At 65.1% G+C, this 22,430-nt stretch carries 23 protein-coding genes and 1 tRNA gene; 17 read left to right on the top strand and 7 right to left on the bottom strand.

Annotated features, from left to right (window positions below):
• The first annotated feature begins 25 nt into the window (after positions 1–25).
• Positions 26–319 (top strand): GNAT family N-acetyltransferase, encoded by a 294-nt coding sequence (locus GRI42_RS11865; protein ID WP_325065331.1) that lies wholly within the window; start codon positions 26–28, stop codon positions 317–319.
• Here GRI42_RS11865 and GRI42_RS11860 read toward each other — a convergent pair.
• The 4 genes from GRI42_RS11860 to GRI42_RS11845 form a co-directional block, all read right to left on the bottom strand.
• Complete coding sequence (locus GRI42_RS11860) at positions 316–1,845, bottom strand: PH domain-containing protein (RefSeq protein WP_160608686.1); 1,530 nt, start codon at positions 1,843–1,845, stop codon at positions 316–318. The genes GRI42_RS11865 and GRI42_RS11860 overlap by 4 nt on opposite strands.
• Positions 1,845–2,312, bottom strand: a complete 468-nt coding sequence (locus GRI42_RS11855; protein WP_160608685.1) for a PH domain-containing protein — start codon at positions 2,310–2,312, stop codon at positions 1,845–1,847. The genes GRI42_RS11860 and GRI42_RS11855 overlap by 1 nt, the downstream gene beginning before the upstream one ends.
• Before the next feature lie 32 nt (positions 2,313–2,344).
• Entirely contained in the window at positions 2,345–3,514 is a 1,170-nt protein-coding gene (locus GRI42_RS11850) for an acyl-CoA dehydrogenase family protein (RefSeq protein WP_160608684.1), read from the bottom strand.
• Between the two features lie 164 nt (positions 3,515–3,678).
• Positions 3,679–3,753 (bottom strand) — tRNA-Thr (locus GRI42_RS11845).
• Between the two features lie 112 nt (positions 3,754–3,865).
• Between GRI42_RS11845 and GRI42_RS13865 the strand changes: the two genes are divergently transcribed.
• Genes GRI42_RS13865 through GRI42_RS11795 form a run of 11 tightly spaced genes read left to right on the top strand, consistent with a single transcriptional unit; the run spans position 3,866 to position 13,902 of the window.
• Entirely contained in the window at positions 3,866–4,009 is a 144-nt protein-coding gene (locus GRI42_RS13865) for a hypothetical protein (RefSeq protein ID WP_170290017.1), read from the top strand.
• A gap of 33 nt (positions 4,010–4,042) precedes the next feature.
• A complete protein-coding gene (gene gpmA, locus GRI42_RS11840) occupies positions 4,043–4,729 on the top strand; it encodes a 2,3-diphosphoglycerate-dependent phosphoglycerate mutase (protein WP_160608683.1) in 687 nt (228 codons plus the stop codon).
• A gap of 1 nt (position 4,730) precedes the next feature.
• Positions 4,731–5,213 (top strand): 5-(carboxyamino)imidazole ribonucleotide mutase, encoded by a 483-nt coding sequence (purE, locus tag GRI42_RS11835; protein WP_160608682.1) that lies wholly within the window; start codon positions 4,731–4,733, stop codon positions 5,211–5,213.
• Positions 5,213–6,271, top strand: a complete 1,059-nt coding sequence (locus GRI42_RS11830) for a 5-(carboxyamino)imidazole ribonucleotide synthase (protein WP_160608681.1) — start codon at positions 5,213–5,215, stop codon at positions 6,269–6,271. The genes purE and GRI42_RS11830 overlap by 1 nt, the downstream gene beginning before the upstream one ends.
• Positions 6,268–6,756: a dihydrofolate reductase gene (locus tag GRI42_RS11825; RefSeq protein ID WP_160608680.1), complete on the top strand. Its 489-nt coding sequence runs from the start codon at positions 6,268–6,270 to the stop codon at positions 6,754–6,756. Before GRI42_RS11830 ends, GRI42_RS11825 begins: the two co-directional genes overlap by 4 nt.
• Entirely contained in the window at positions 6,753–7,934 is a 1,182-nt protein-coding gene (locus GRI42_RS11820) for a dipeptidase (RefSeq protein WP_160608679.1), read from the top strand. Before GRI42_RS11825 ends, GRI42_RS11820 begins: the two co-directional genes overlap by 4 nt.
• Entirely contained in the window at positions 7,931–8,857 is a 927-nt protein-coding gene (locus tag GRI42_RS11815) for a bifunctional riboflavin kinase/FAD synthetase (protein ID WP_160608678.1), read from the top strand. The genes GRI42_RS11820 and GRI42_RS11815 overlap by 4 nt, the downstream gene beginning before the upstream one ends.
• On the top strand, positions 8,854–9,909 hold the full coding sequence (locus GRI42_RS11810; RefSeq protein ID WP_160608677.1) for a glycerophosphodiester phosphodiesterase family protein: 1,056 nt from the start codon (positions 8,854–8,856) through the stop codon (positions 9,907–9,909). The genes GRI42_RS11815 and GRI42_RS11810 overlap by 4 nt, the downstream gene beginning before the upstream one ends.
• Before the next feature lie 41 nt (positions 9,910–9,950).
• Entirely contained in the window at positions 9,951–12,956 is a 3,006-nt protein-coding gene (ileS, locus tag GRI42_RS11805) for an isoleucine--tRNA ligase (RefSeq protein ID WP_160608676.1), read from the top strand.
• Positions 12,953–13,495, top strand: a complete 543-nt coding sequence (lspA, locus tag GRI42_RS11800) for a signal peptidase II (protein WP_199800461.1) — start codon at positions 12,953–12,955, stop codon at positions 13,493–13,495. Before ileS ends, lspA begins: the two co-directional genes overlap by 4 nt.
• Positions 13,492–13,902 carry a DUF3035 domain-containing protein gene (locus tag GRI42_RS11795; RefSeq protein WP_160608675.1) on the top strand — a complete coding sequence of 137 codons (411 nt, stop codon included), beginning with the start codon at positions 13,492–13,494 and terminating at the stop codon, positions 13,900–13,902. Before lspA ends, GRI42_RS11795 begins: the two co-directional genes overlap by 4 nt.
• 42 nt (positions 13,903–13,944) lie before the next feature.
• Here GRI42_RS11795 and GRI42_RS11790 read toward each other — a convergent pair whose 3' ends face one another.
• A complete protein-coding gene (locus tag GRI42_RS11790) occupies positions 13,945–15,270 on the bottom strand; it encodes a hemolysin family protein (protein WP_160608674.1) in 1,326 nt (441 codons plus the stop codon).
• A 166-nt stretch (positions 15,271–15,436) separates the two neighbouring features.
• On the opposite strand from GRI42_RS11790, the gene GRI42_RS11785 reads away from it, so the two are divergent.
• Positions 15,437–16,129, top strand: coding sequence for an OmpA family protein (locus GRI42_RS11785; RefSeq protein WP_160608673.1), 693 nt, complete (start codon positions 15,437–15,439; stop codon positions 16,127–16,129).
• A gap of 73 nt (positions 16,130–16,202) precedes the next feature.
• Here the strand turns inward: GRI42_RS11785 and GRI42_RS11780 are convergent, their stop codons facing one another.
• Entirely contained in the window at positions 16,203–16,985 is a 783-nt protein-coding gene (locus GRI42_RS11780; RefSeq protein WP_160608672.1) for a 3'(2'),5'-bisphosphate nucleotidase CysQ, read from the bottom strand.
• Between the two features lie 121 nt (positions 16,986–17,106).
• On the opposite strand from GRI42_RS11780, the gene sucC reads away from it, so the two are divergent.
• From sucC to GRI42_RS11760, 4 genes are all read left to right on the top strand, one after another.
• Entirely contained in the window at positions 17,107–18,306 is a 1,200-nt protein-coding gene (gene sucC / locus GRI42_RS11775) for an ADP-forming succinate--CoA ligase subunit beta (RefSeq protein WP_160608671.1), read from the top strand.
• 193 nt (positions 18,307–18,499) lie between these two features.
• Positions 18,500–19,246 carry an electron transfer flavoprotein subunit beta/FixA family protein gene (locus GRI42_RS11770; protein WP_160608670.1) on the top strand — a complete coding sequence of 249 codons (747 nt, stop codon included), beginning with the start codon at positions 18,500–18,502 and terminating at the stop codon, positions 19,244–19,246.
• Between the two features lie 26 nt (positions 19,247–19,272).
• The gene (locus tag GRI42_RS11765) at positions 19,273–20,202 is read left to right on the top strand and encodes an electron transfer flavoprotein subunit alpha/FixB family protein (protein ID WP_160608669.1); all 930 of its coding nucleotides are present in this window, start codon (positions 19,273–19,275) and stop codon (positions 20,200–20,202) included.
• Positions 20,203–20,299: 97 nt separating this feature from the next.
• On the top strand, positions 20,300–21,181 hold the full coding sequence (locus GRI42_RS11760; RefSeq protein ID WP_160608668.1) for a TonB family protein: 882 nt from the start codon (positions 20,300–20,302) through the stop codon (positions 21,179–21,181).
• A 29-nt stretch (positions 21,182–21,210) separates the two neighbouring features.
• Here GRI42_RS11760 and GRI42_RS11755 read toward each other — a convergent pair whose 3' ends face one another.
• Positions 21,211–22,422 carry a DUF445 domain-containing protein gene (locus GRI42_RS11755; RefSeq protein WP_160609202.1) on the bottom strand — a complete coding sequence of 404 codons (1,212 nt, stop codon included), beginning with the start codon at positions 22,420–22,422 and terminating at the stop codon, positions 21,211–21,213.
• Positions 22,423–22,430: the final 8 nt, after the last annotated feature.

Here is a 22,430-nt window from a genome sequence, read left to right as displayed (position 1 = left end):
GTTGCTTGCACAGAAAGGATATTTTGTGAGCGATACGATCACCGTCGAACACGACGGCAGCGAAACCGCAGGCCGTTATTTCGCCACGGTCGAAGGCGCACCGCGCGATGCCGAACTGACCTGGCGGGGGGATGGCAAGGTGCGCCATGCGACGCATACTTTCGTGCCGACCGCGGCGCGGGGCAAGGGTATTGCCGAAAAGCTGGTGAATGCGATGATCGCCGATGCACGCGAGCAGGGTTTCCGCATCGCGCCCGACTGCTCCTATGTCGACACCTATTTCCGCCGCCATGCGGAGCTGTCCGACTTGCGCGCCTAGGTCGCGCGGGCATCCACCTGCGCTTCGACGAGTTCTGAAAAATCGGTCCTGCCGATGCTGTCGAGTATCCCGGCGCGCCATTCGCGCGCGCGGTCGACCGGCATTCCGTGCACGCGCAGATTGCCGCCCGCCAGCCCCAGCAGCAGGCTGGCATAGCCGCGGTGGCGTGCGATCGGACCCTGCAGGATTTCGACCGACTGCAGCTTCACCCGCGAGCCGATCGCGAGGCTGGGAGAGAACCAGCCGTGCAGGCTGTAGAGCTGGCGGGCATCGATCGCGTGCCGGTCATAACGCCAGCGCCACCAGTTGTGCACCACGGCTGCGCCGAGCACTCCGGCAGGCATTAGCCACTGGAGCGAATCGGCGATGAAAATGGCAGCGATGGTGGCCGGTAGCAGCACGATGGCCGCCAGCACGATATTGTCGAAGCGATAGCGGTCCATCGCGCGCATCCAGATCGTGTCCTGCGGCGGCAGGGCAAAGCCGGTTTCGGCGACCACGGGCGCGATTTCATCCATCTGGCCGAAGGGCACCGCCTCGTGATTGGCCGCCCCGCTATCGCTCGCGAGGCTGACAACCTTGAGGCTGTGCCAGCCGAACAGGCGGCGCAGGAAACCCGTCTCCACCCGCAATGCCTGGACGCGGTGCACGGGCATGACGAGGTCGGTGCGGGTGAGCAGGCCACGGCGACGACGCAGGCCCTTGGCCGTGCGGTCGAGCCGGAAGTCCCACTCTCGCAGCGCGGTGCGGACGATGCCGGTCGCAAAGCCGATCAGCGAGAGGCTCGCTAGCGCCATTGCTATGCCGACCACCTGCGCCAGCGGGCCCAACCCCGCGAGCCACTGGCCCGGACCGGTCAGCCTCTCCAGCCAGCCGTCGATGTCCCACAGGTCGAACGGCAGGAGGAATTCGAACTGCTGCGCAAGACCGCCTATCACTGCCACTACGGCGAGCGAGAACTCAAACAGGCCGAAGGTGAGGACGCGCTTGCCGTCCATTGCGAAAAGGGGTGCGGTTTCCGGCAAAGCTTCGGTGGGAACGGCCTCAGCGATGGCAGGCGCATCGCCCTCGCGGCGTTCGCGCACCAGTTCGCGCAGGCGCTCCCCTTCGGCTTCGGACAGATAGGTCAGCGCCAGGTCTTCCTTGCCGCCCGCACCCGTTTCGAACTTCACTTCGACGAGACCGAACAGGCGCGGCAGGAGCTTCTGTTCGAGGCTCACGTCCTGGATGCGTTCGTAGGGGACCGAACGGGCAGCACGCGACAAAAGGCCGCTCTCGACGCGGATATCCGCTTCGCCCACCGTGTATGTCAGCCGCGTCCATTGCAGGTAGGCGACCGCCACGTTGAACAGGATGATCGCGACGATGAAAGGGACGGCATAGGCGATCCGTCCGGCGAACTCGCCATCGTCGAAGATCGTCACGGCCGCGATACCCATCGGAACGACGAGCTGGAACAGCATCGTCACCGCGCGCACTGCGAAGCTGCGCGGATCGGTACGCTGCGGGGTCGCGGGCGGTTGCATTACTGGGTGTCGCGCCGGATGGCCGCACGGATTTCCTCGCGCATGGCGACGGCATCCTCATGCGCGAGGCCGGGCAGCGAAACGGACGCATTATGGCTGCCGGCCGTGTGCACGGTCAGCGTGGCGAGGTGGAAGGCGCGTTCGAGCGGTCCCTGGTCGACATCGATATGCTGGACGCGGCCGAAGGGCACGACCGTGTCCGAGCGGAACAGTACACCGCGCACCACCCTCAGCCGCTCCTCCGCCAGCGAATAACCGCGCGCCGCAAAACGCCGCATCGGCAGCCAGATAACGACGTAGAGGATAACCAGCAGCGCCGGGACCCAGACGATGCCCGTCCAGCCGGGTATCGCCATTTCGGCAATGCTCGCCCCGACGAACAGGAAAACGGCAAATATCGCCGCGACCAGACGCATCATCGTCTTGTAGCGCGGGTCGAGCTGGGTGAGGTCTGCGGTATCGTCCATACCGTTCTATCTATGCAATACAGCGTTGCCTATCAACGCCTTTGATCGAACCTTCGCCCGACAATCGCCGCAGCGATATTGGTCTTCTGAACATCGGTAGTCCCGCCGGCGATGCCCCAGGCAAAACCGTCGCGCACGCGCTGCTCCATGCCGTAATCCTTGTGATAGCCGTAGCCGCCCATCACCTGCATGGCGTTGGCCGTCACGCTGCGCACGATTTCGTTCGCAAAGCACTTGGCAGTCGAACTTTCATAGACGCTCGGCAGGCCGCCCTCATTGTGCTCGGCATTGGCAGCGGCTCGGTAGATGAGCAGCCGCGCTGCCTCGACCTGCATGGCCATTTCGGCAAGCCGCATCTGCACTGCCTGGAAATCGACGATCGGCTTTCCGAAGGCCTTGCGTTCCTGGACGTATTCGGTCGCCTGTTCCAGCGCACCGGCGGCAAGGCCGAGCGACTGGGTGGCATTGCCGCAGCGTTCGAGGCCGAAAGCGCTCATCAGCTTGCCGAACCCGCCGGCCGGCACGATCCGGTTTTCCTTGGGCACCCGCACGCCGTCGAAAGTGATGTCGCGCGTCTCGATCCCGCGGAAGCCCATCAGGTTCTCCCGCTTGCCGAAGCCGACGCCCTCCATTTCCTTGTCCACCAGCAGCGCACCGATGCCGCGTGCGCCGGGCTCGTCCGACAGGCGCGTGTAGACGACATAATAGCGGGCATGGCCCGCGCCGCTGGTCCAGCGCTTGTTGCCGTCGAGCACGTAATGGTCGCCTGCATCCTGCGCGCGGGTAGTCAGGTCGGTCAGCGCGGTACCGGCATCGGGTTCCGACATGGAGACGGCGACCGTCGCCTCGCCCGAGACGACCTGCGGCACGATCTGGGCCTTCAGCGCATCCGAGGCGAAGCGTTCCACTGTGCGCACCGGACCGACCAGCGCCTCGAACACGGGAAAGGCGACAGCGTTCGAAATCATCGCGAACTGTTCGAGCACCAGCAACGCCTCGAGATGGCCGAGGCCGAGGCCGCCGTATTCCTCCGGCAGGTTGACGCCGAGGAAGCCCATCTCGCCATAGCGGCGCACCATGTCAGCCGGGACGGAGAAATCCTTCTCCTCCATCTCCCGCGCCAAATCGGGCAATTCCTTGCGCGCAAACGTGCGCGCCGCATCCTGCAGTTCGCGTTGCTGTTCGGTCAGGCGGAAATCCATGCAACTCTCCCTTGGCTGGAGGAGTGCCGCGCCAAATGGTCTTGTGCAACCCGCTTCCTGGCCACGGCAGTCAAAGCGCGACCGCGCGCCGCCGCTTTTGCGGCGAAGCCAAGCGACGCGGACGCGGCGCGCCCGGCGTTTGGGGGTACAACAAGAAAGGAAAATGGTGCTGCTGGGGAGGATTGAACTCCCGGCCTCACCCTTACCAAGGGTGCGCTCTACCACTGAGCTACAGCAGCACTGGTCCGCCGCAAGACGCCTTGCGGGCTGGAGGCGCGCGCTATCGGCAGGACCGGCGGGAAAGTCAACCTTCGCTTGCGGAGGCAGGCGATTTTCGCAAAAGGTTGCGCGATGAGCGCTGCAGACGAAAAGATGACCCGCGAGGAACGCCTCGCCGCGAAACTTCGCGAGAACTTGCGTCGCCGCAAGGCGCAGGGACGCGAAATGCGCGAATCGGACGCAGACGGGGTTTCCAAGCCGGACGCGGACCGCTAACGCGCAGTGCTCCTAGGGAAATCGGGAGCTTTCATGTCCAAGCTGATCCTCGTTCGCCACGGCCAGAGCGAGTGGAACCTCGCCAACCGCTTCACCGGCTGGTGGGACGTCGACCTCACCGAGAAGGGCGAGGCCGAGGCGCGTGGGGCGGGCGAGCTGATGAAAGCCAAGGGCGTGCTGCCGACGGTCGCCTTCACTTCCGTGCAGAAGCGCGCGATCAAGACCATGAACCTGGCGCTCGAAGCCTGCGACCGGCTGTGGATCCCGGTGACGCGCGACTGGCACCTGAACGAGCGCCACTATGGCGGCCTCACCGGCCTCGACAAGCAGCAGACCCGCGAGCGGCACGGCGACGAACAGGTGCACATCTGGCGCCGCAGCTTCGACGTGCCCCCGCCCGAACTCGAGCCGGGCAGCGAATTCGACCTGTCTGACGACCCGCGTTACGCAGGGATCGACGTGCCGCGCACCGAAAGCCTCAAGCTGACGATCGAGCGCGTCCTGCCCTATTGGGAAAAAGCGATCCTGCCGCAGCTGGCCAAGGGCGAAAACGTGATCATCTCCGCACACGGCAATTCGCTGCGCGCGCTGGTGAAGCACCTGTCGAACATTTCCGATGACGAGATCACCGAACTGGAGATCCCGACCGGCCAGCCGATCGTCTACGACTTCGACGGCACCACGGTCGTCGGGGACCGCTATTACCTGAAGGACAGCTGATATGGGGGCAAAGGTCGCAATCGTCATGGGGAGCCAGTCGGACTGGTCGACCATGACCTGCGCCGCGCAGGTGCTGGAAGAACTGGGGGTCGAAACCGATGTGCGGATCGTTTCCGCCCACCGCACGCCCGACCGGATGTACGATTTCGCCAAGGGCGCGGAGGCGGACGGCTTCGAGGTCATCATTGCCGGCGCCGGTGGCGCTGCGCACCTGCCCGGCATGATCGCCGCGCTGACCCATGTCCCCGTGCTCGGCGTACCGGTCCAGTCGCGCGCGCTGTCGGGCGAGGACAGCCTCCTCTCCATCGTGCAGATGCCCGCCGGCATCCCGGTCGGCACGCTGGCCATCGGCGAGGCGGGTGCGACCAATGCGGGCCTGCTCGCCGCCGCGATCCTCGCCAGCCACGACGAGGGGTTGAAGTCCCGCCTCAAGGACTGGCGCGCAGCACGCAGCGCCGCCGTGACCGAGCGACCGCACGACTGATGCTGAAGCGCGGCTCCACCATCGGCATCCTGGGCGGGGGACAGCTTGGCCGGATGATGGCGGCAGCCGCCACCCAGCTCGGCTACAAGTGCATCGGCTACGCTCCCGAAGGCGACAATGTCGCAGGCGAGCTATGCGAGGATTTCTTCACCAACCGCTGGGACGACAAGGCCGCGCTCGCCGCTTTCGCCGCCCGCTGCGACGTGGTGACCTGGGAATTCGAGAACGTGCCGGTCGAAACCGCACGTGCCATTCCCGCTGGCCGTATCTTCCCCGATCCGCGCGCGCTCGAAACCGCGCAGGACCGGTTGAACGAGAAGCGCTTCGTCGAAGGCCTGGGCGGGCGACCGGCGGCCTATGCCAAGGTCGATTCGCCATCCGACCTCGAAGCTGCCGCCGACCGGCTCGGCGCGCCCGGCATCCTCAAGACCCGCCGCGACGGCTATGACGGCAAGGGCCAGTGGCGCATCATGTCGGGACGCGATGCCGCAGGGCTCAAGCTGCCCGACGTGTCCACGATCTACGAAGGCTTCGTCGAGTTCGACGCGGAATTCTCCGTCATCCTCGTGCGCGGACAGGACGGCGAAATCCGCTTCTGGGATAGCGCGCGCAACGTCCACGAGGATGGCATACTTGCCGCCTCGCTGCTGCCTGCCGGCGATATCGTCGAGCCGCAGGTGGCCGAGGCCCGCCGCCTTGCCGGAGAGGTCGCAGACGCGCTCGGTTACGTCGGCGTGTTGACGCTCGAGTTCTTCGCCACGCGCGAAGGGCCGATCTTCAACGAGATGGCACCGCGCGTGCACAATTCCGGCCACTGGACCATCGAGGGCGCGGCGACGAGCCAGTTCGAGAACCACATCCGCGCCGTCGCCGGTCTGCCGCTGGGCGACACGCGCACGGTCGCCGGGGTGATCGAGATGCGCAACATCATCGGAAGCGAGATCGCGGGCGCACATGCCTTCCTCGCCGAGCCCGATTGCCACGTCCACGACTATGGCAAGGCCGAGGTGCGCGAAGGGCGCAAGATGGGCCATCTGACCCGCCTGACCCGCGCATGAGCCTGTTCTGCATCTATGCCCGCGCCGCCAATGGCGCGATCGGCAAGGACGGCCAGCTGCCATGGCACCTGCCCGCCGATTTGAAGCGCTTCAAGGCGCTGACCATGGGCAGGCCGATGATCATGGGCCGCAAGACTTTCGAGAGCCTGCCGGGCCTCTTGCCAGGTCGCCGCCATATCGTCCTCACCCGGCGCGAGCGCTGGGATTCGACTGGCGCAGAAGTGGTCCGCTCGGTTGAGGAAGCGATCGCCGCCGCAGGCGAGGACGCGGCTGTTATCGGCGGTGCGGCGATCTTCGATGTCTTCCTCCCGCACTCGGCCCGTGTCGAGCTGACCGAGATCCACCGCGATTTCGAGGGCGACGTCTTCATGCCCCCGCTCGGCCCCGAATGGGACCTGTCGGGACGCGAAGATTTCGCTGCGGAGGGCGATACACCGGCCTATTCCTTCCTCACCTATAGCCGCGTGGGAGATACGGCCGGATGAAGCGCAAGGCCGGGATCGCTATCGGGATGCTGCCGCTCACGGGCGTGGTGGCGTTTTTCGTCATCGGCCCGGGCTGGATCGAGCGCGACCTCAACCGCATCGACGGCGAGCCGCTGATCGAGGTTTCGCAGGAGGCGCGCGACTTGCACGCGCGGCTGCAGATCGTCGATTTGCATTCGGACACGCTCCTGTGGAAGCGTAACGTGCTGGACCGCGCAGACCGCGGCCATGTCGACCTCCCGCGGCTGAAGGACGGCAATATTGCCCTGCAGGTCTTCTCCAGCGTGACCAAGTCGCCGCGCGGCCAGAATTACGATTCGAACACTGGCGAGACTGACAACATCACCCCGCTGGTGATCGGCCAGCTGCAGCCGGTCCGCACCTGGGGCAGCCTGCTCGAACGCTCGCTATGGCATGCAACGAAGCTCGACCGCGCGGTCGAGGAAGAACGCGACACGCTGTTCCAGATCAATGGCCGCGAAGACATCGAGCGCCTCATCCGGTCGCGCGACATGGGCCGCCCGAGCGTGGGCGCGATGCTATCCATCGAGGGCCTGCACAATCTCGAAGGCGATCCGGGCAATCTCGACACGCTCCACGCGGCGGGCTTCCGCATGGCCGGCCTCGCCCATTTCTTCGACAATGACCTCGCCGGATCGATGCACGGGACCGAGAAGGGCGGACTCACCGACAAGGGCCGCGCAGTGGTCCGCCGGATGGAAGAGCTCGGCATGGTAGTAGACATCGCGCATTGCAGCCCGGCCTGCGTCGGCGACATCCTGTCCATGGCCCGCCGCCCCGTCGTCTCCAGCCATGGCGGGGTGCAGGCGACCTGCGAGGTCAACCGCAACCTTTCGGACGAACAGATTCGCGGCGTCGCGGCGACGGGCGGCATCATCGGTGTGGGTTACTGGCCGGGCGCCGTGTGCGACACCTCGCCGCGCTCGGTGGCGAAGGCCATGCGCCACATCCGCGACCTCGTCGGTATCGGCCATGTCGCCCTCGGCAGCGATTTCGACGGCTCGGTGACGACACGGTTCGACACCAGCCAGCTGGTGCAGGTAACGCAGGCGCTGATGGACGAAGGCTTCACCGAAGAAGAGATTCGCGCTGCAATGGGCGGCAATGCCCTGCGCGTCCTGACGGCGGGGATCGAGCCGATGGAGCTGGCCTCGTGAGGTTCCTCGACCACCGCGAATCTCTGCCGCAGTCCTTGCGCGGGGCGATCATCGCGCTCGGCAATTTCGACGGTTTCCACCTCGGCCACCAGGCCGTGGCGAAGGAGGCGATCGACTGGGCGCGTGCCGAGGGTCGGCCCTCGATCATCGCCACTTTCGATCCGCATCCGGTGCGCCATTTCCGGCCCGATGCCCCGCCCTTTCGCCTGACCACGCTGGAGCAGCGGCAGGAACTTTACCTCGCGGCCGGCGCCACCGCGATGCTGGTGTTCCACTTCGACGGCGAGCTTGCAGGTACCACGGCGGAGGATTTCGTGAAGGTCCTGCTGGCCGAGCACCTCGGCGTGGCAGGCGTGGTGACGGGCGAGGATTTCACCTTCGGCAAGGGTCGTGGTGGCAACCGCGAAGTGCTCGAAACCCTCGGCCGCGAAGTCGGCATCGAGGCCCGCGCCGTCCCGGCTGTCCTGGACAAGGGCGCGCCCGTATCTTCCAGCCGCGTGCGCGACGCGCTGCGTGACGGCGACCCGCAGGAGGCCGCCCGCCTGCTCACCCGGCCCTTCGCGATCCGCGGCGTGGTCGAACACGGCGACAAGCGCGGGCGGACCATCGGCTATCCCACCGCGAACCTGTCGATCGAGCATTACCTGCGCCCGAAATACGGCATCTACGCCGTCACGGGCCGCATCCTGTCGACCGGCGAGGTGCTGAAGGGCGCGGCCAACATCGGTGTACGCCCGCAGTTCGAACCGCCGAAGGAATTGCTCGAGCCCTATTTCTTCGACTTCTCCGGCGACCTTTACGGGCAGGAAATCGAGGTGGCGTTCCACCACTTCCTGCGCGGCGAAGCGAAGTTCGACAGCCTGGATGAACTGGTCGCGCAGATGGAAAAGGACTGCGAGAGGGCGAAGGCCCTGCTCAAATGAGGACACACCTCAAGCGAGGCGGCCTCGCCTTCGCGCTTGCCCTGCTGGTCTTCAGCCTCGTCAATGCCAGCTGGCTGGCCCCGGACCCTGTCGGCGCGCCCAAGCTCATCGCCCATCGCGGCCTCTACCAGATGTACGACAAGGCCGGCGTCGGTCGCGACACCTGCACCGCCGACCGGATTTACGAGCCCTACCATCCCTATCTCGAGAACACGGTGGACAGCGTGCTTCGCGCGCACAAGCTGGGCGCGTGGCTGGTCGAGGTCGATATTGCGCCGACGAAGGACAACGAGCTGGTCGTCTTCCACGACTGGACGCTCGATTGCCGGACCGAAGGTACAGGCGAAGTGCGCGATGCGACGCTGCCTGAACTGAAGGCACTCGACATCGGCCATGGCTACACCGCCGACGGCGGCAAGACTTTCCCGTTTCGCGGCAAGTTCAAGGGCGCGATGCCCACCTTCACCGAGGTCCTCGCCGTCCTGCCGCCGCGCGGGCGCCTGATGGTCAATTTCAAATCGAAGGACCCAGCCGAAGCCGATCTCGTCGCCCGCGAACTGCGCAAGGCAGGCCGCGATCCGGTGAAATCGGGCGACGGCTTCTACGGCCATGACGGGCCGATCGACCGAATTCGCGAACTCTATCCCGAAGCCTGGGCGTGGAGCCAGGCGGGCGCCAAGCAGTGCTCGAAGGACTATGTCGCCTATGGCTGGACCGGCTACCTACCGCAGAGTTGCCGGGGCGAGACCTTGTTCGTGCCGCTCAACTACCAATGGGCGTTTTCAGGCTGGCCCAACCGCCTGATCGCGCGGATGGAAGCCCATGGCGGGCGGGTCATCGTGATCGGTCCCATCGGCGAAAATCGCCCCCGCGGCCTCACCCTGCCCGAGCAGCTGACCGAGATACCCGACAGCTTCAACGGCTATGTCTGGGTGGAGGATGCCTTTACCATTGCCTCGGCGCTCTATCCGAGCTTCGACGATCGCACGGTGGAGGAATGGGAAGCGAGCGAGGCCGCACTCGAGCAGCGCCGGGCAAGGAACCGCGATTGACGCTTTATCGCGCGGCGCAAATCCCCTAACGGCCAGCACCTATGTCCGAGCAGCGCGATTACAAAGACACGGTCTTCCTTCCCAAGACCGATTTCCCCATGAAAGCCGGCCTCCCGCAGAAGGAGCCGCAGATCCTTGCGCGCTGGCAGGAAGAGAACCTCTACGCCCAGCTGCGCGAGGCGCGCGCGGGACGCGAGAAGTTCATCCTCCACGATGGCCCGCCCTATGCCAATGGCGACATGCATATCGGCCATGCGCTGAACCGCATCCTGAAAGACATGGTGGTGCGTTCGCAGACGCTGCTCGGCAAGGATGCGCCTTTCGTGCCCGGCTGGGATTGCCACGGTCTGCCGATCGAATGGAAGGTCGAGGAACAGTTCCGCAAGAAGAAGCGCGACAAGAACGAAATCCCGGCCAGCGAATTCCGCGCCGAATGCCGCGCTTATGCGCAGCACTGGGTCGACGTTCAGCGCGAACAGCTGAAGCGCCTGGGGCTGATGGCGGATTTCGACAATCCCTATCTCACCATGCAGTTCGAAAGCGAAGCGACCATTGTTGCCGAGCTGATGAAGTTCGCCGAAGCCGGAAACCTCTATCGCGGATCGAAGCCAGTGATGTGGTCGCCGGTCGAGGAAACCGCGCTGGCCGAAGCCGAGGTCGAGTACGAAGACATCACCTCGACCCAGATCGACGTGGCATTCGAAATCGTGGAATCGCCGATTGCGGAACTGGTCGGCGCGCATGCGGTGATCTGGACCACCACGCCGTGGACGATCCCCGTGAACCAGGCTTTGGCCTATGGGCCAGAGGTTGAGTATGTCCTGCTGTCCGTGACTGCTGACACGGTGGGAATTGGAGCGCAAGGCGACAAGCTGGTCAACGAGGTTTTGGCGGCAGCCGGACTCCCGTTTCATACCAATCGTGTTTCCAAGTTTCTCGTTGCAAAAGAGTTGGCCACAGCCTTCGCTGAGCGCCTCAACAAAGCAGCGAAGGCGCTCGACTTCGGTGAAGTTGGCCCGCCCTCTCTCCAAGAGTATGTTGATCCTTACTCAGACCGAGAGGCGTCGATCAAAGGCTCCGACCTCGCCGGAACCGTCGCGCGTCACCCGATGCACCATCTCGGGGGCTTCTACGCCACGCCGCGTCCGCTGCTCGCGGGCGATTTCGTCACCACCGACAGCGGTACGGGCCTCGTCCATATGTCGCCCGACCATGGCGAGGACGACTTCCTGCTCTGCCGCGAACACGGCATCGAGCCGGTCTTCGCGGTCATGGGCGACGGGCGCTATCGCGATGACTGGGAATGGCTCGGCGCATCCGACGACCGCCGCCGTGCGGTGATCAACAAGGCCTTCAACGCGCCCGACGGCCCGATCTGCTCGGATTTGCGCGAAGCAGGCGCGCTGCTCTCGGCCAGCGACGACTACGCGCACTCTTATCCGCATTCATGGCGCTCAAAGGCCAAGGTCATCTATCGCTGCACGCCGCAATGGTTCGTGCCGATGGACAAGCCGCTCGACACGGGCGACTTCGACGTGGCCGCACCCGAAGGTTTCGGTGCTGCCGTGGCGATATTCACCAGCAAGGACCACTCCACCTTGCGCGAAATCGCCATGCGCGAAATCGAGCGGGTGAAGTTCTATCCCGAAAAGGGCCGCCGCCGCATCGGCTCCATGGTCGAAGGCCGCCCCGACTGGGTGCTTTCGCGCCAGCGCGCATGGGGCGTACCGATCACGCTCTTCGTGCGCAGCGACGGCACGTACCTGCAGGACCCTGCAGTCAATGCCCGCGTGGTAGAGGCAGTGCGCGAGAAGGGCGTCGATGCCTGGGACGAGGCCCGCAAGGCCGAATTCCTCGGGCCGGATTACGACGCGAACGAATTCGAGATGGTCACCGACATTCTCGACGTCTGGTTCGATTCGGGCTGCACCCACGCCTTCACGCTGGAAGGCGACCGCTGGCCCGATCAGCGCTGGCCCGCCGACCTCTATCTGGAAGGCAGCGACCAGCATCGCGGCTGGTTCCAGTCGAGCCTGCTTGAAAGCTCCGCCACCCGCGGCCGTGCGCCCTATGACGCGGTGCTGACCCATGGCTTCACCATGGATTCGGCCGGCAAGAAGATGTCGAAGAGCCTCGGCAACACCATCGACCCGCTGAAAGTCATGGAACAGTACGGCGCGGACATCATCCGCCTGTGGGCGCTGTCCGTCGACTTCACCGAAGACCACCGCATCGGCGATGAGATCCTGAAAGGCGTCGGCGACCAGTACCGCCGCCTGCGCAACACCTTCCGCTATCTCCTCGGCGCGCTCGACGGCTTCGTCGGCGACATGGGCGATGTGGGCGAGATCCCCGAGCTGGAGCGCTACGTGCTCGCGCTGCTGGCCGATCTCGACGGCAAGCTGAAAGCCGCGCTCGAGAGCTACGACTACAACACCTACACGCGCCTGCTGGTCGATTTCTGCAACGAGGACCTGTCCGCGTTCTATTTCGACATCCGCAAGGACTGCCTCTATTGCGACGGGCCGGACAGCGTGAAGCGCAATGCCTATCGCACCGTGCTCGACCTGCTGTTCCATGCACTCGTCCGCTACGCCGCGCCCGTGCTGGTGTTCACGGCGGAAGAGGCCTGGACCACGCGCTACCCCGATGGCGGCAGCGTACACCTGCTCGACTGGCCGGCGGTCCCCGGCGTCACCGCCGACGGCGCGCGCTGGGACAAGCTGCGCGCGCTTCGCGAAAAGGTCACCGAGGCGATCGAGCCGCTGCGCCGCGACAAGACCATCCGTTCGAGCCTCGAGGCCGACGTAGTCGTGCCCGCTGCCGCAGTTCCGGAAGGCTTCAGCGACGAAGACCTCGCCGAACTGTTCATCACCGCGTCAGTCGCACGCGGCGATAGCGACAGCGTGACTGTCACGCGAACCGGTGAACACAAATGCGGCCGCTGCTGGCGCCTGCTGCCCTCGGTCCCCGAGGACGGCGCGCTGTGCGATCGCTGCGAGGACGTGATCGAACAGATGGATGCTGCCGGGAGTGCGGGCCAATGACCCCCGTCCTGCGCAATCGCCTGACCGGCGTCGCCATCGCCTTTGCGATCTATGCCGCGGATCAGATCACCAAATGGTGGGTCGACGGGCCGCTGGGCCTCAAGGTGCCGGGCGACAAGCTCGACCTCCTGCCCTTCTTCGATTTCTACCGCGTCCACAATTACGGCGTCTCGCTGGGCTTGTTCGAGGCGACCAGCCCCGAAACGCGCTGGGCGCTAGTCGGAGTGACCGGGCTGATCGCGCTGCTGGTCACCGTCTGGATGTTCCGCGAGAAGCTGTTCGGGGACATTCTCGGCCTGTCGCTGATCCTCGGCGGCGCGCTCGGCAACATCAAGGATCGCTACGAGCTCGGCTACGTCCTCGACTTCGCCGATTTCCATATCGGGGAATTCCGCCCCTTCCTCATTTTCAATATCGCCGATGCCGCTATCACCATCGGTGTCGTTATCATCCTTGCCCGCGCGTTCTTCATGCGCGACAAGGACGTCGACGACATGATGGACGGCAAGCCGGCAGACGCCGCGGAGAGCAATACATGAAGACTATCACCCGCATCGCCCTCGTGAGCGCAGCCGCGAGCACGCTCGCCGCCTGTGGCAGCGGCGGTTTCCTCAACCGCGACCGTCCCGACGAATTCGCCGTGCAGCGCGCAGCCCCGCTGGTCGTGCCGCCGGACTTCAACCTCGTGCCCCCGGCACCCGGCGCACCGCGCCCGGCCGAAGGCACTGCCGCAGAACAGGCACTCGACGCGCTGTTCGGCGGTCCGGCACCGCGCAGCAGCGTGGAAACCTCGGTCCTCGATCGTGCCGGCACCCCCGAACCGGGCATCCGCAGCGCGGTCGGTAGCGCAGGCACCAACACGGTCGCCAAGGGCACCGTGGTCCGCGACATCGTCGCCGCCCCCGAAGGCGACGGCGCTTCGGCACAGGCCGTCATTCCCGGCTGATGCAGTGATGTGCGCACCCGCTTGGCGGCGGGTGCGGCAGACCTAGCCGTCGTCCTGGTCGACCGGTTTCGCCGGTCCCAGCGAGGTGACGAGCAATTTGTCGATCCGGCGTTCGTCGAGATCGACGACTTCGAACCGCCAGCCCTGTTCCTCGAACCATTCGCCTTCAACTGGCAGCTTCTTGAGCACGGCGAGGACGAAGCCCGCCACGGTCGCGAATTCGCGGTCGTCGCCATAATCGAGCCCGAGCCGGTCGGCGAGGGCATCGGCGCTGAGCGATCCTGCCACCAGAAGCGAGCCGTCCGCCCGCTCGACGATGCCCGGCGCATCGCCCGGATCCTGGTCGCTGGCGAAATCGCCGACCAGCGCGGTCAGCAGGTCCACCGGCGTGACGATCCCGTCGAGATGGCCGTATTCGTCATGCACCATGGCCATGGCGACATCGGCCTGCTGCAGGACGCGCAGCGCATCGACCGCGTCGAGCTGGTCGGGCACGACCTCCGCCCGGAGCAGCAGGTCGGCAAGCACGACCGGCTCGCCCGCGACCTGCGCGGCAAGGATTTCGCGCACGCGCACGAGCCCCACGACCTTGTCCGGCGATCCGTCGGCAACCGGCCAGACCGAATGCGGGCTTTCTGCCAGCAGAGCGGAGATCGCCTCCTCGTCGGCCGAGATATCCAGCCAGTCGACATCGGTCCGCGGCGTCATCACCTCGCGCACTGGGCGCTGGGCGAGACGGACCACGCCCGCCAGCATCTGGTGCTGTTCGTGCTCGATGATGCCGGTCTTGGTCGCTTCGGCGAACAGCATGTGCAGTTCTTCTGCCGTGACCGAGCTCTGCCCTGCAGGGCGCACGCCCAGCGCGCGGATGATCACGCTCGACGAGGTGTCGAGCAGCCAGACCAGTGGTGCTGCCACGCGCGCCAGCAGGGCCATGGGCAGCGACATGGCAGTCGCAATCGGGACGGCGGCGCGCAGGGCAACCTGCTTGGGGACCAGTTCGCCGATGACGAGGCTGAAATAGGTGGTCAGCGCGATGACCAGCGCGAAGCCCGCCTCGCTGGCCCAGTCGGTCGGGACACCGAGCGCCGCAAGCCGCTCGCCCACGGGTCCGCCAAGGCTCGCGCCGGAATAGGCACCGGCGATGATGCCGACCAGCGTAATGCCGATCTGCACGGTCGAGAGGAACTTGCCCGGGTCGGCAGCGAGCGCCAGCGCGGCCTTCGCGCCGGCGCTGCCCTGCTGGGCGGCCGAACGCAGCCGCGCAGTGCGCGCCGAAACGATGGCGAGCTCGCTCATGGCAAAGACGCCGTTGAGCAAAATCAGCCCGGCGATAATGAGAAGGTCGGTCCAGGGGAAAGGTGTCACGCTGCTGCGCTAGCACAATTATGGCCTCATGCCAGCGCTTCGCGGAACACGTAGGCGGTTCGCTTGTTAGAAGCTTCAGAGGCGCTGGTGGGCGCGTCCCGCCATGCGCGGTTCCGGCAGGAAAGAACAAGAGGCCGGTGCCGCACTCTGACAAGGGGAACGACATATGAAAAAATCACGCATTTTCCTCGCAGGTTTCTCGGCAGTGGCCCTGATGGGCACCTCGGCCTGCGTCACCGACCCGAATACGGGTGAGCAGAAGGTTTCGCGTACCGTCCTCGGCGGTCTCGGCGGCGCGGTTGCCGGCGGCCTGCTGGGCGGCGTCATCGGCGGCAAGACCGGCCGTATCGTCGGCGCGGTCGCAGGCGGCGCAGCTGGCGGTTACGTCGGCTACCGCATGGACCAGCAGATCAAGGAACTGAAGGAACAGACCGCAGGCTCGGGCGTCGATGTGACCGAAACCGATGGCGGCGAGGCGATTCTCGTCAACCTGCCCAACGGCGTCACTTTCGCTACCGGCAGCTCCAACATCAACGAGACCTTCCGCCGCACGCTCGACAATGTGGCGGCGAACCTGGTCCAGTATCCCAACAGCCTGATCGACGTTTACGGCTATACCGACACGGTCGGCGCTTCGGACTTCAACCAGCGCCTTTCGGAACAGCGTGCGCAGGCCGTTGCCAACTATCTGACCTCGCGCGGTGTCAGCTCTTCGCGCATCCGCTGGATGGGTTTCGGCGAAACGCGCCTCGCGGTGCAGACCGGCGACAACGTCAACGAGCCGCTGAACCGCCGCGTCGAAATCAAGATCATCCCCTTCGACCAGCAAGACGTCGAAGCCGCCCAGCAGGGCAACTGAAGAGCCGAGCCCTTCGGATAGTGTCGCAGAGGAAGGGGCCGGGTCGAACCCGGTCCCTTTTTCTATGCGTGTCCTATGCGCGGGAGAACGTCGCGGCGCGGTCCGACAGGTGCTCGACCGTGGCGCCGTGAATGCCCGGAGCGCTGGCGATGAGGCCGAAGGCGCGCGGGTCGCGCTTGTTGTAATCGAGCTTGCGGCCGAAAGCGTCGGACACGGCTGCCCCCGCCTCTCGCGCGACGAGCGCAGCTGCGGCGATGTCCCATTCGAAACCCCAGCGCAGCGTCGCGACGAGATCCGCCTCGTCGGCAGCGACCATGGCGATGCGCAGGGCGATGGAATTGGGCTGGTCGACCTTGGTCAGGATCCGGTCCTGCTTCATCAGGTCGGCGGCAGGCACGCGCGCGCCTGCAAACTCGAGCCGGTTCGATGCTTCCAGCTTCGCGCCATTGCGCGTCGCACCCTTGCCGGCGACGGCCTGCCATACCTCGCCCCGGGCAGGCGCGCAGAGCGAACCGATCAGCGGTCGACCGTTCGAGATCAGCGCGACCGACACGGCCCAGCCTGGCCTGCCGCGAATGAAATCGCGGGTCCCGTCGATCGGGTCGACCAGCCAGATGAGATCGCGTTCGAGCCGGGCAGGATCGTCCGCCGTCTCTTCGGACAGCCAGCCTGCCGAGGGCAGCAATGCGCCCAGTTCGCGCTTCAGGAAGGTGTCGACGGCGAGGTCCGCCTCGCACACGGGGCTGCCGGGAGTCTTCTCCCAGATGCGCACGTCGGCACCCGCCCCCGGCCAGAGGTCGAGTGCGATCCGCCCCGCTTCGGAGACGATCGATTCGAGTCGCTTGTCGTCGATCATGGATGGCGTGCGCCCCTGCACCCGAAAGTCGCACTTTTCAAGCGCCGCCAGACATGCTTATGCGCCCACGCGACTCTCTATCCCTCCAGCCGCGCCATTACGCGAAGGACGAAAGCCCGACATGAACATTCACGAATACCAGGCCAAGGAACTGCTGGCGAAGTACGGCATCGCGATTCCCGCCGGTCACGCCGCCCTCACCGTCGAAGAAGCGGTCGCAGGTGCGAAACAGCTGCCCGGCCCGCTCTACGTGGTGAAAGCCCAGATCCACGCCGGTGGCCGCGGCAAGGGCAAGTTCAAGGAACTCGGCCCCGATGCGAAGGGCGGCGTCCGCCTGTCGAAGAGCATCGAGGAAGTCGAAGCCAACGCGAAGGAAATGCTCGGCAACACGCTGGTGACCATCCAGACCGGCGTCGAAGGCAAGCAGGTCAACCGCCTCTACGTCACCGACGGCGTCGACATCGCCAAGGAATACTACCTCTCGATGCTCGTCGACCGCGCCAGCGGCCAGGTCGCGATGATCGCCTCGACCGAGGGCGGCATGGACATCGAGGACGTGGCCCACAACACGCCTGAGAAGATCACCACCATCACGATCGACCCGGCGCAGGGCTTCATGCCCCACCACGGCCGCGCGGTCGCCTTCGCTCTCAAGCTGACGGGCGAAACGAACAAGCAGTGCCAGAAGCTGGCCAAGCAGCTTTACACCGCCTTCATGGACCTCGACATGGAAATGCTCGAGATCAACCCGCTGGTCGAAACCGACAAGGGCGACCTGCTGGTGCTCGACACCAAGATGAGCTTCGACGGCAATGCGCTCTATCGTCACAAGGACGTGGAAGCGATGCGCGACGAGACCGAGGAAGACCCGGCCGAAGTCGAAGCGAGCGAATACGACCTCGCCTACATCAAGCTCGACGGCAACATCGGCTGCATGGTCAACGGCGCGGGCCTCGCCATGGCGACGATGGACATCATCAAGCTCAACGGCGCCTTCCCGGCGAACTTCCTCGACGTGGGCGGCGGCGCCACCACCGAGAAGGTCACCGCGGCGTTCAAGATCATCCTCAAGGACCCGGCGGTCGAGGGCATCCTCGTCAACATCTTCGGCGGCATCATGAAGTGCGACGTCATCGCCAATGGCATCGTCCAGGCGGCGAAGGACGTGAACCTGTCGGTTCCGCTGGTGGTCCGCCTCGAGGGCACCAATGTCCAGCAGGGTAAGGACATCCTCGAGAATTCGGGCCTGCCGATCGTGAGCGCCGACGACCTCGGCGACGCGGCGAAGAAGATCGTCGCGGAAGTGAAGAAGGCCGCCTGAGGGGCTGCCTGAAGGCACTGGAAGATTACCAAGGGCGGGCTCTGGCGACAGGGTCCGCCCTTCAAGTTTGAGGCGCGGGGAACACTCGCTCTCCGCCCGTCTTGTCTAAGGAAGGACTGACCCCGTCGCAGCTTGACGTTTACGTAAACGCAAGGTAGGTGGGCGCCAGACACATCCAGAGGAAGGAATACCCATGAAAATCCTCGTGCCCGTCAAGCGGGTGATCGACTACAATGTGAAGCCGCGCGTGAAGGCGGACGGGTCGGGCGTCGACCTCGCCAACGTGAAGATGAGCATGAACCCCTTCGACGAAATCGCCGTCGAAGAGGCCATCCGCATAAAGGAAGCGGGCAAGGCGGAAGAAATCATCGCCGTGTCCGTCGGCCCGGCCAAGGCACAGGAAACGCTGCGCACCGCGCTCGCCATGGGTGCGGACCGCGCCATCCTCGTCGAAGCCGATGACGAAGTCGAACCGCTCGCTGTCGCCAAGATCCTCAAGGCCATCGCCGAGGAAGAGCAGCCCGGCATCGTGATGCTCGGCAAGCAGGCGATCGACGACGATTCGAACCAGACCGGCCAGATGCTCGCCGCCCTCATGGGCCGTCCGCAGGGCACCTTTGCCAACACCGTCGCAGTCGAAGGCGATAGCGTCACCGTAAAGCGCGAAGTCGACGGCGGTCTCGAGACCGTGAAGCTGACGCTTCCCGCGATCGTCACCACCGACCTGCGCCTGAACGAGCCGCGCTATGCTTCGCTGCCGAACATCATGAAGGCCAAGAAGAAGCCGCTCGATACCAAGACCCCGGGTGATTACGGCGTCGACACCGCGCCGCGCCTCAAGACCACCAACGTCTCCGAACCGCCGGTTCGCCAGGCAGGCGAAAAGGTCGAGGACGTCGATGCGCTGGTCGCCAAGATCAAAGCCCTCGGCATCGCCTGAACCCCGGACAGGAAAGGAATAGACTTATGAAAACTCTCGTCTGGGTCGAACACGACAATGCCGAGATGAAGGACGCAACGCTTGCCGCCGTCACCGCTGCAGGCAAGCTGGGTGAAGTGCACCTGCTGGTTGCAGGCTCGGGCTGCCGCGCGGTCGCCGAACAGGCCGCCAAGGTCGCTGGCGTCGGCAAGGTCCACCTTGCCGACAACGCCGCCTACGAACACGCGCTGGCCGAAAACGTCGCGCCGCTCGTGGCCGACCTCATGGGCCACCACGACGCCTTCGTCGCTCCGGCCACCACCACCGGCAAGAACGTCGCCCCGCGCGTCGCCGCACTGCTCGACGTGATGCAGGTGTCGGACATCCTGTCGGTCGAAGGCCCCAAGACCTTCACCCGCCCGATCTACGCCGGCAACGCCATCGCGACGGTCGAATCCTCGGATCCCAAGCTGGTCGTCACCGTGCGCGGCACCGCCTTCGAAAAGGCCGCTGCCGAAGGCGGCTCGGCCACGATCGAAGACGTTGCGGGCCCCGGCGATGCCGGCCTGTCGAGCTTCGTTTCGGCCGAAATCGCTGAAAGCGATCGCCCCGAACTCACCAGCGCCAAGGTCATCGTTTCGGGTGGCCGCGCGCTCAAGGACGCGGCGACCTTCGAGGAAGTCATCACCCCGCTCGCCGACAAGCTTGGCGCAGGCATCGGCGCTTCGCGCGCCGCAGTCGATGCGGGCTACGTCCCCAATGATTACCAAGTCGGCCAGACCGGCAAGATCGTGGCACCGGAAGTCTACATCGCCATCGGCATTTCGGGCGCCATCCAGCACCTCGCCGGGATGAAGGATTCCAAGACCATCATCGCGATCAACAAGGACGAGGATGCCCCGATCTTCCAGGTCGCGGACATCGGCCTCGTCGGCGACCTGTTCAAGATTGTGCCTGAGCTGACCCAGAAGCTCTGAAAAGAACACGAACGAAAAAAAGGGCGGCAATTCCATTGCGAATTGCCGCCCTTTTCTTATGATGCTTCCACCAGCGTTTGCAGGAGGGGTCGCATCCATGAAATTCGTTACGCCATTATTTGTCCTTGCCGGACTGCAACTTGCAGCCGCTCCGCTCTCCGCCGCGGAACCCGTGGTTTTGCAGCCTGCAAGCAACTGGAATCTCGACTACAGCAAGGAGTCCTGCCGTCTGGGGCGCAAGTTCGGCGAAGGCGAAAATCAGGTTTTCCTCGTGATGACCAAATATGCTCCCGGAACGAGCATGGAGATCATCGCTTCAGGCAGGCTTCTCCACGACAAGCGTGTCAGGTCGCTGCATTACAGCTTCGGCGAAGGAAACGAGGTCGAGGTCGAACAGCCGCTGTTCGGTGATCTGGAGAACGGCGAGAGGATCTGGCAGTGGTCGGGCAGCATCCTGCCGCCTGACACGCAGAAAGCGCTCGAGGACGCGGAGGCGGATACGACCGCCTACCGTACAGCAGAAGAAAACGCTGCAGCTTTGGCCGACAGTTTCACCATGAAGCTCGGTGGCTCGAAAAAGGTAACGCTGGAAACCGGACGTCTGGCCGCGGGAAAAAAGGCGATGGACGACTGTCTTGCGAGCCTGGTGAAGAGCTGGGGCTACGACCCCGAAATTATCGCCACGATCGCCCAGGGGCCTGAACCGGTCGGGCGGATCACGCAGTGGTTCAATACCAATGATTACCCGACCGTAGCCTTGCGCAAGGACTTGTCGGGCGCGGTGCGCTTCAGGCTGGACATCGACGAGAGCGGCCAGATCACCGACTGTACCATCCAGTCCTCCTATTCGGACCCGGCCTTCCCCGAAACCGTCTGCAAGGAATTCACCCGCAGGGGCCGGTTCACACCCGCGCGCAATGCGGCGGGTGAACCTGTCGCCAGCTATTGGGCCAACACTGTCCTGTTCGTGACTGGATAAGGAGAAGGCTGGCCGGCGGCCGGTGTCGATCAGGCGATCACCTCGCTAATCGCGTGAAGCGTCACGCCTACGAGGCCGCCAACCATCGTGCCATTGATGCGGATGAACTGGAGGTCACGGCCGACTGCACCTTCCACGCGGTCGGTCAGCGTGGTCGCATCCCAGCGGCGCACCGTTTCCGACACCAGCTGCACGATCTGGTCGCCATAGCGCGTGGCGATACCGACCGCAGTGCGGCGGGCGAAGCGGTTGACCTGCATCTGTAGCCGCTCGTCATCGCGCAGCGCTGCGCCAAGTTCCGCCAGCGTTTCGCCGAGGTAGCCCGGGCCGGTCCCGCCCGAATCGCGGATCGAGCGGATCAAGCGCGAACGCAGCCGCTCCCACACACCTTGCCACCAGTCGGCAATGGCCGGGTTGTGCAGCAACTCGCGCTTCATGCGCTCGACCCGCTCCTGCATTTCGGGATCTTCGCGCAGGCCCTTGGCGAGTTCCTGCAGGCCTTCCTCGATCTTGTCGCGCAGCGGGTGCTGCGGGTCGACCAGCACTTCGGCCAGCAGTTTGTAGAGGCCGTCGATGACCGAATTGGCGAGCCGCTCGTCGAGCCCGGTAAAGCGCAGCACGGCATTGGCGCGGCGGTGGACCATGTCGCGCACCAGCGCTTCGTTGTCCTCTAGCACCAGCCCCGCCCAGCGGATGATCTTGTCGATCAGCGGCTTGTGCCGCCCGTCGGCAATCATCGCGTCCAGCATGCCGCCGAGCAGCGGCGCGATCTCGAGTTTTTCCAGCTGCGCGGCGATACCGCTGCGCACCTGCGTGCCGAGCCGGTCGGGATCGAGCGATTCGAGAACCTCCACCGCGAGTTCGCCCGCACCTGCCCTGATGCGCGTGTCCTGTGCGGCCTTGGGATCGGCGAGATAGCTGCCGACCGCCCCTGCAAGGTTCATCGACCCCATGCGCCGCGCGACGACCTGGGGGGTGAGGAAATTGCTGCGCAGGAAGTCCGCCATCGTGTCGGCGATGCGGTCCTTGTTTTCTGGAATGATCGCCGTGTGCGGGATCGGGAGCCCGAGTGGCCGGCGGAACAGCGCCGTCACGGCAAACCAGTCGGCAAGGCCGCCGACCATGGCCGCCTCGGCGAAGGCGTGGACGTAACCCCATGCCGGGTGAACATCGAGATAGCGGCTCGAAGCGATGAAGATCGCGGCCATCAGCACCAGCATGCCGGTTGCGGCGCGGCGCATGGAGCGCG

The organism is Qipengyuania gaetbuli (assembly GCF_009827315.1).
GTDB lineage: Bacteria > Pseudomonadota > Alphaproteobacteria > Sphingomonadales > Sphingomonadaceae > Qipengyuania > Qipengyuania gaetbuli.
Note: the sequence above shows the minus strand (reverse complement) of the source record. Positions and strands in the feature narration are given on the sequence as shown.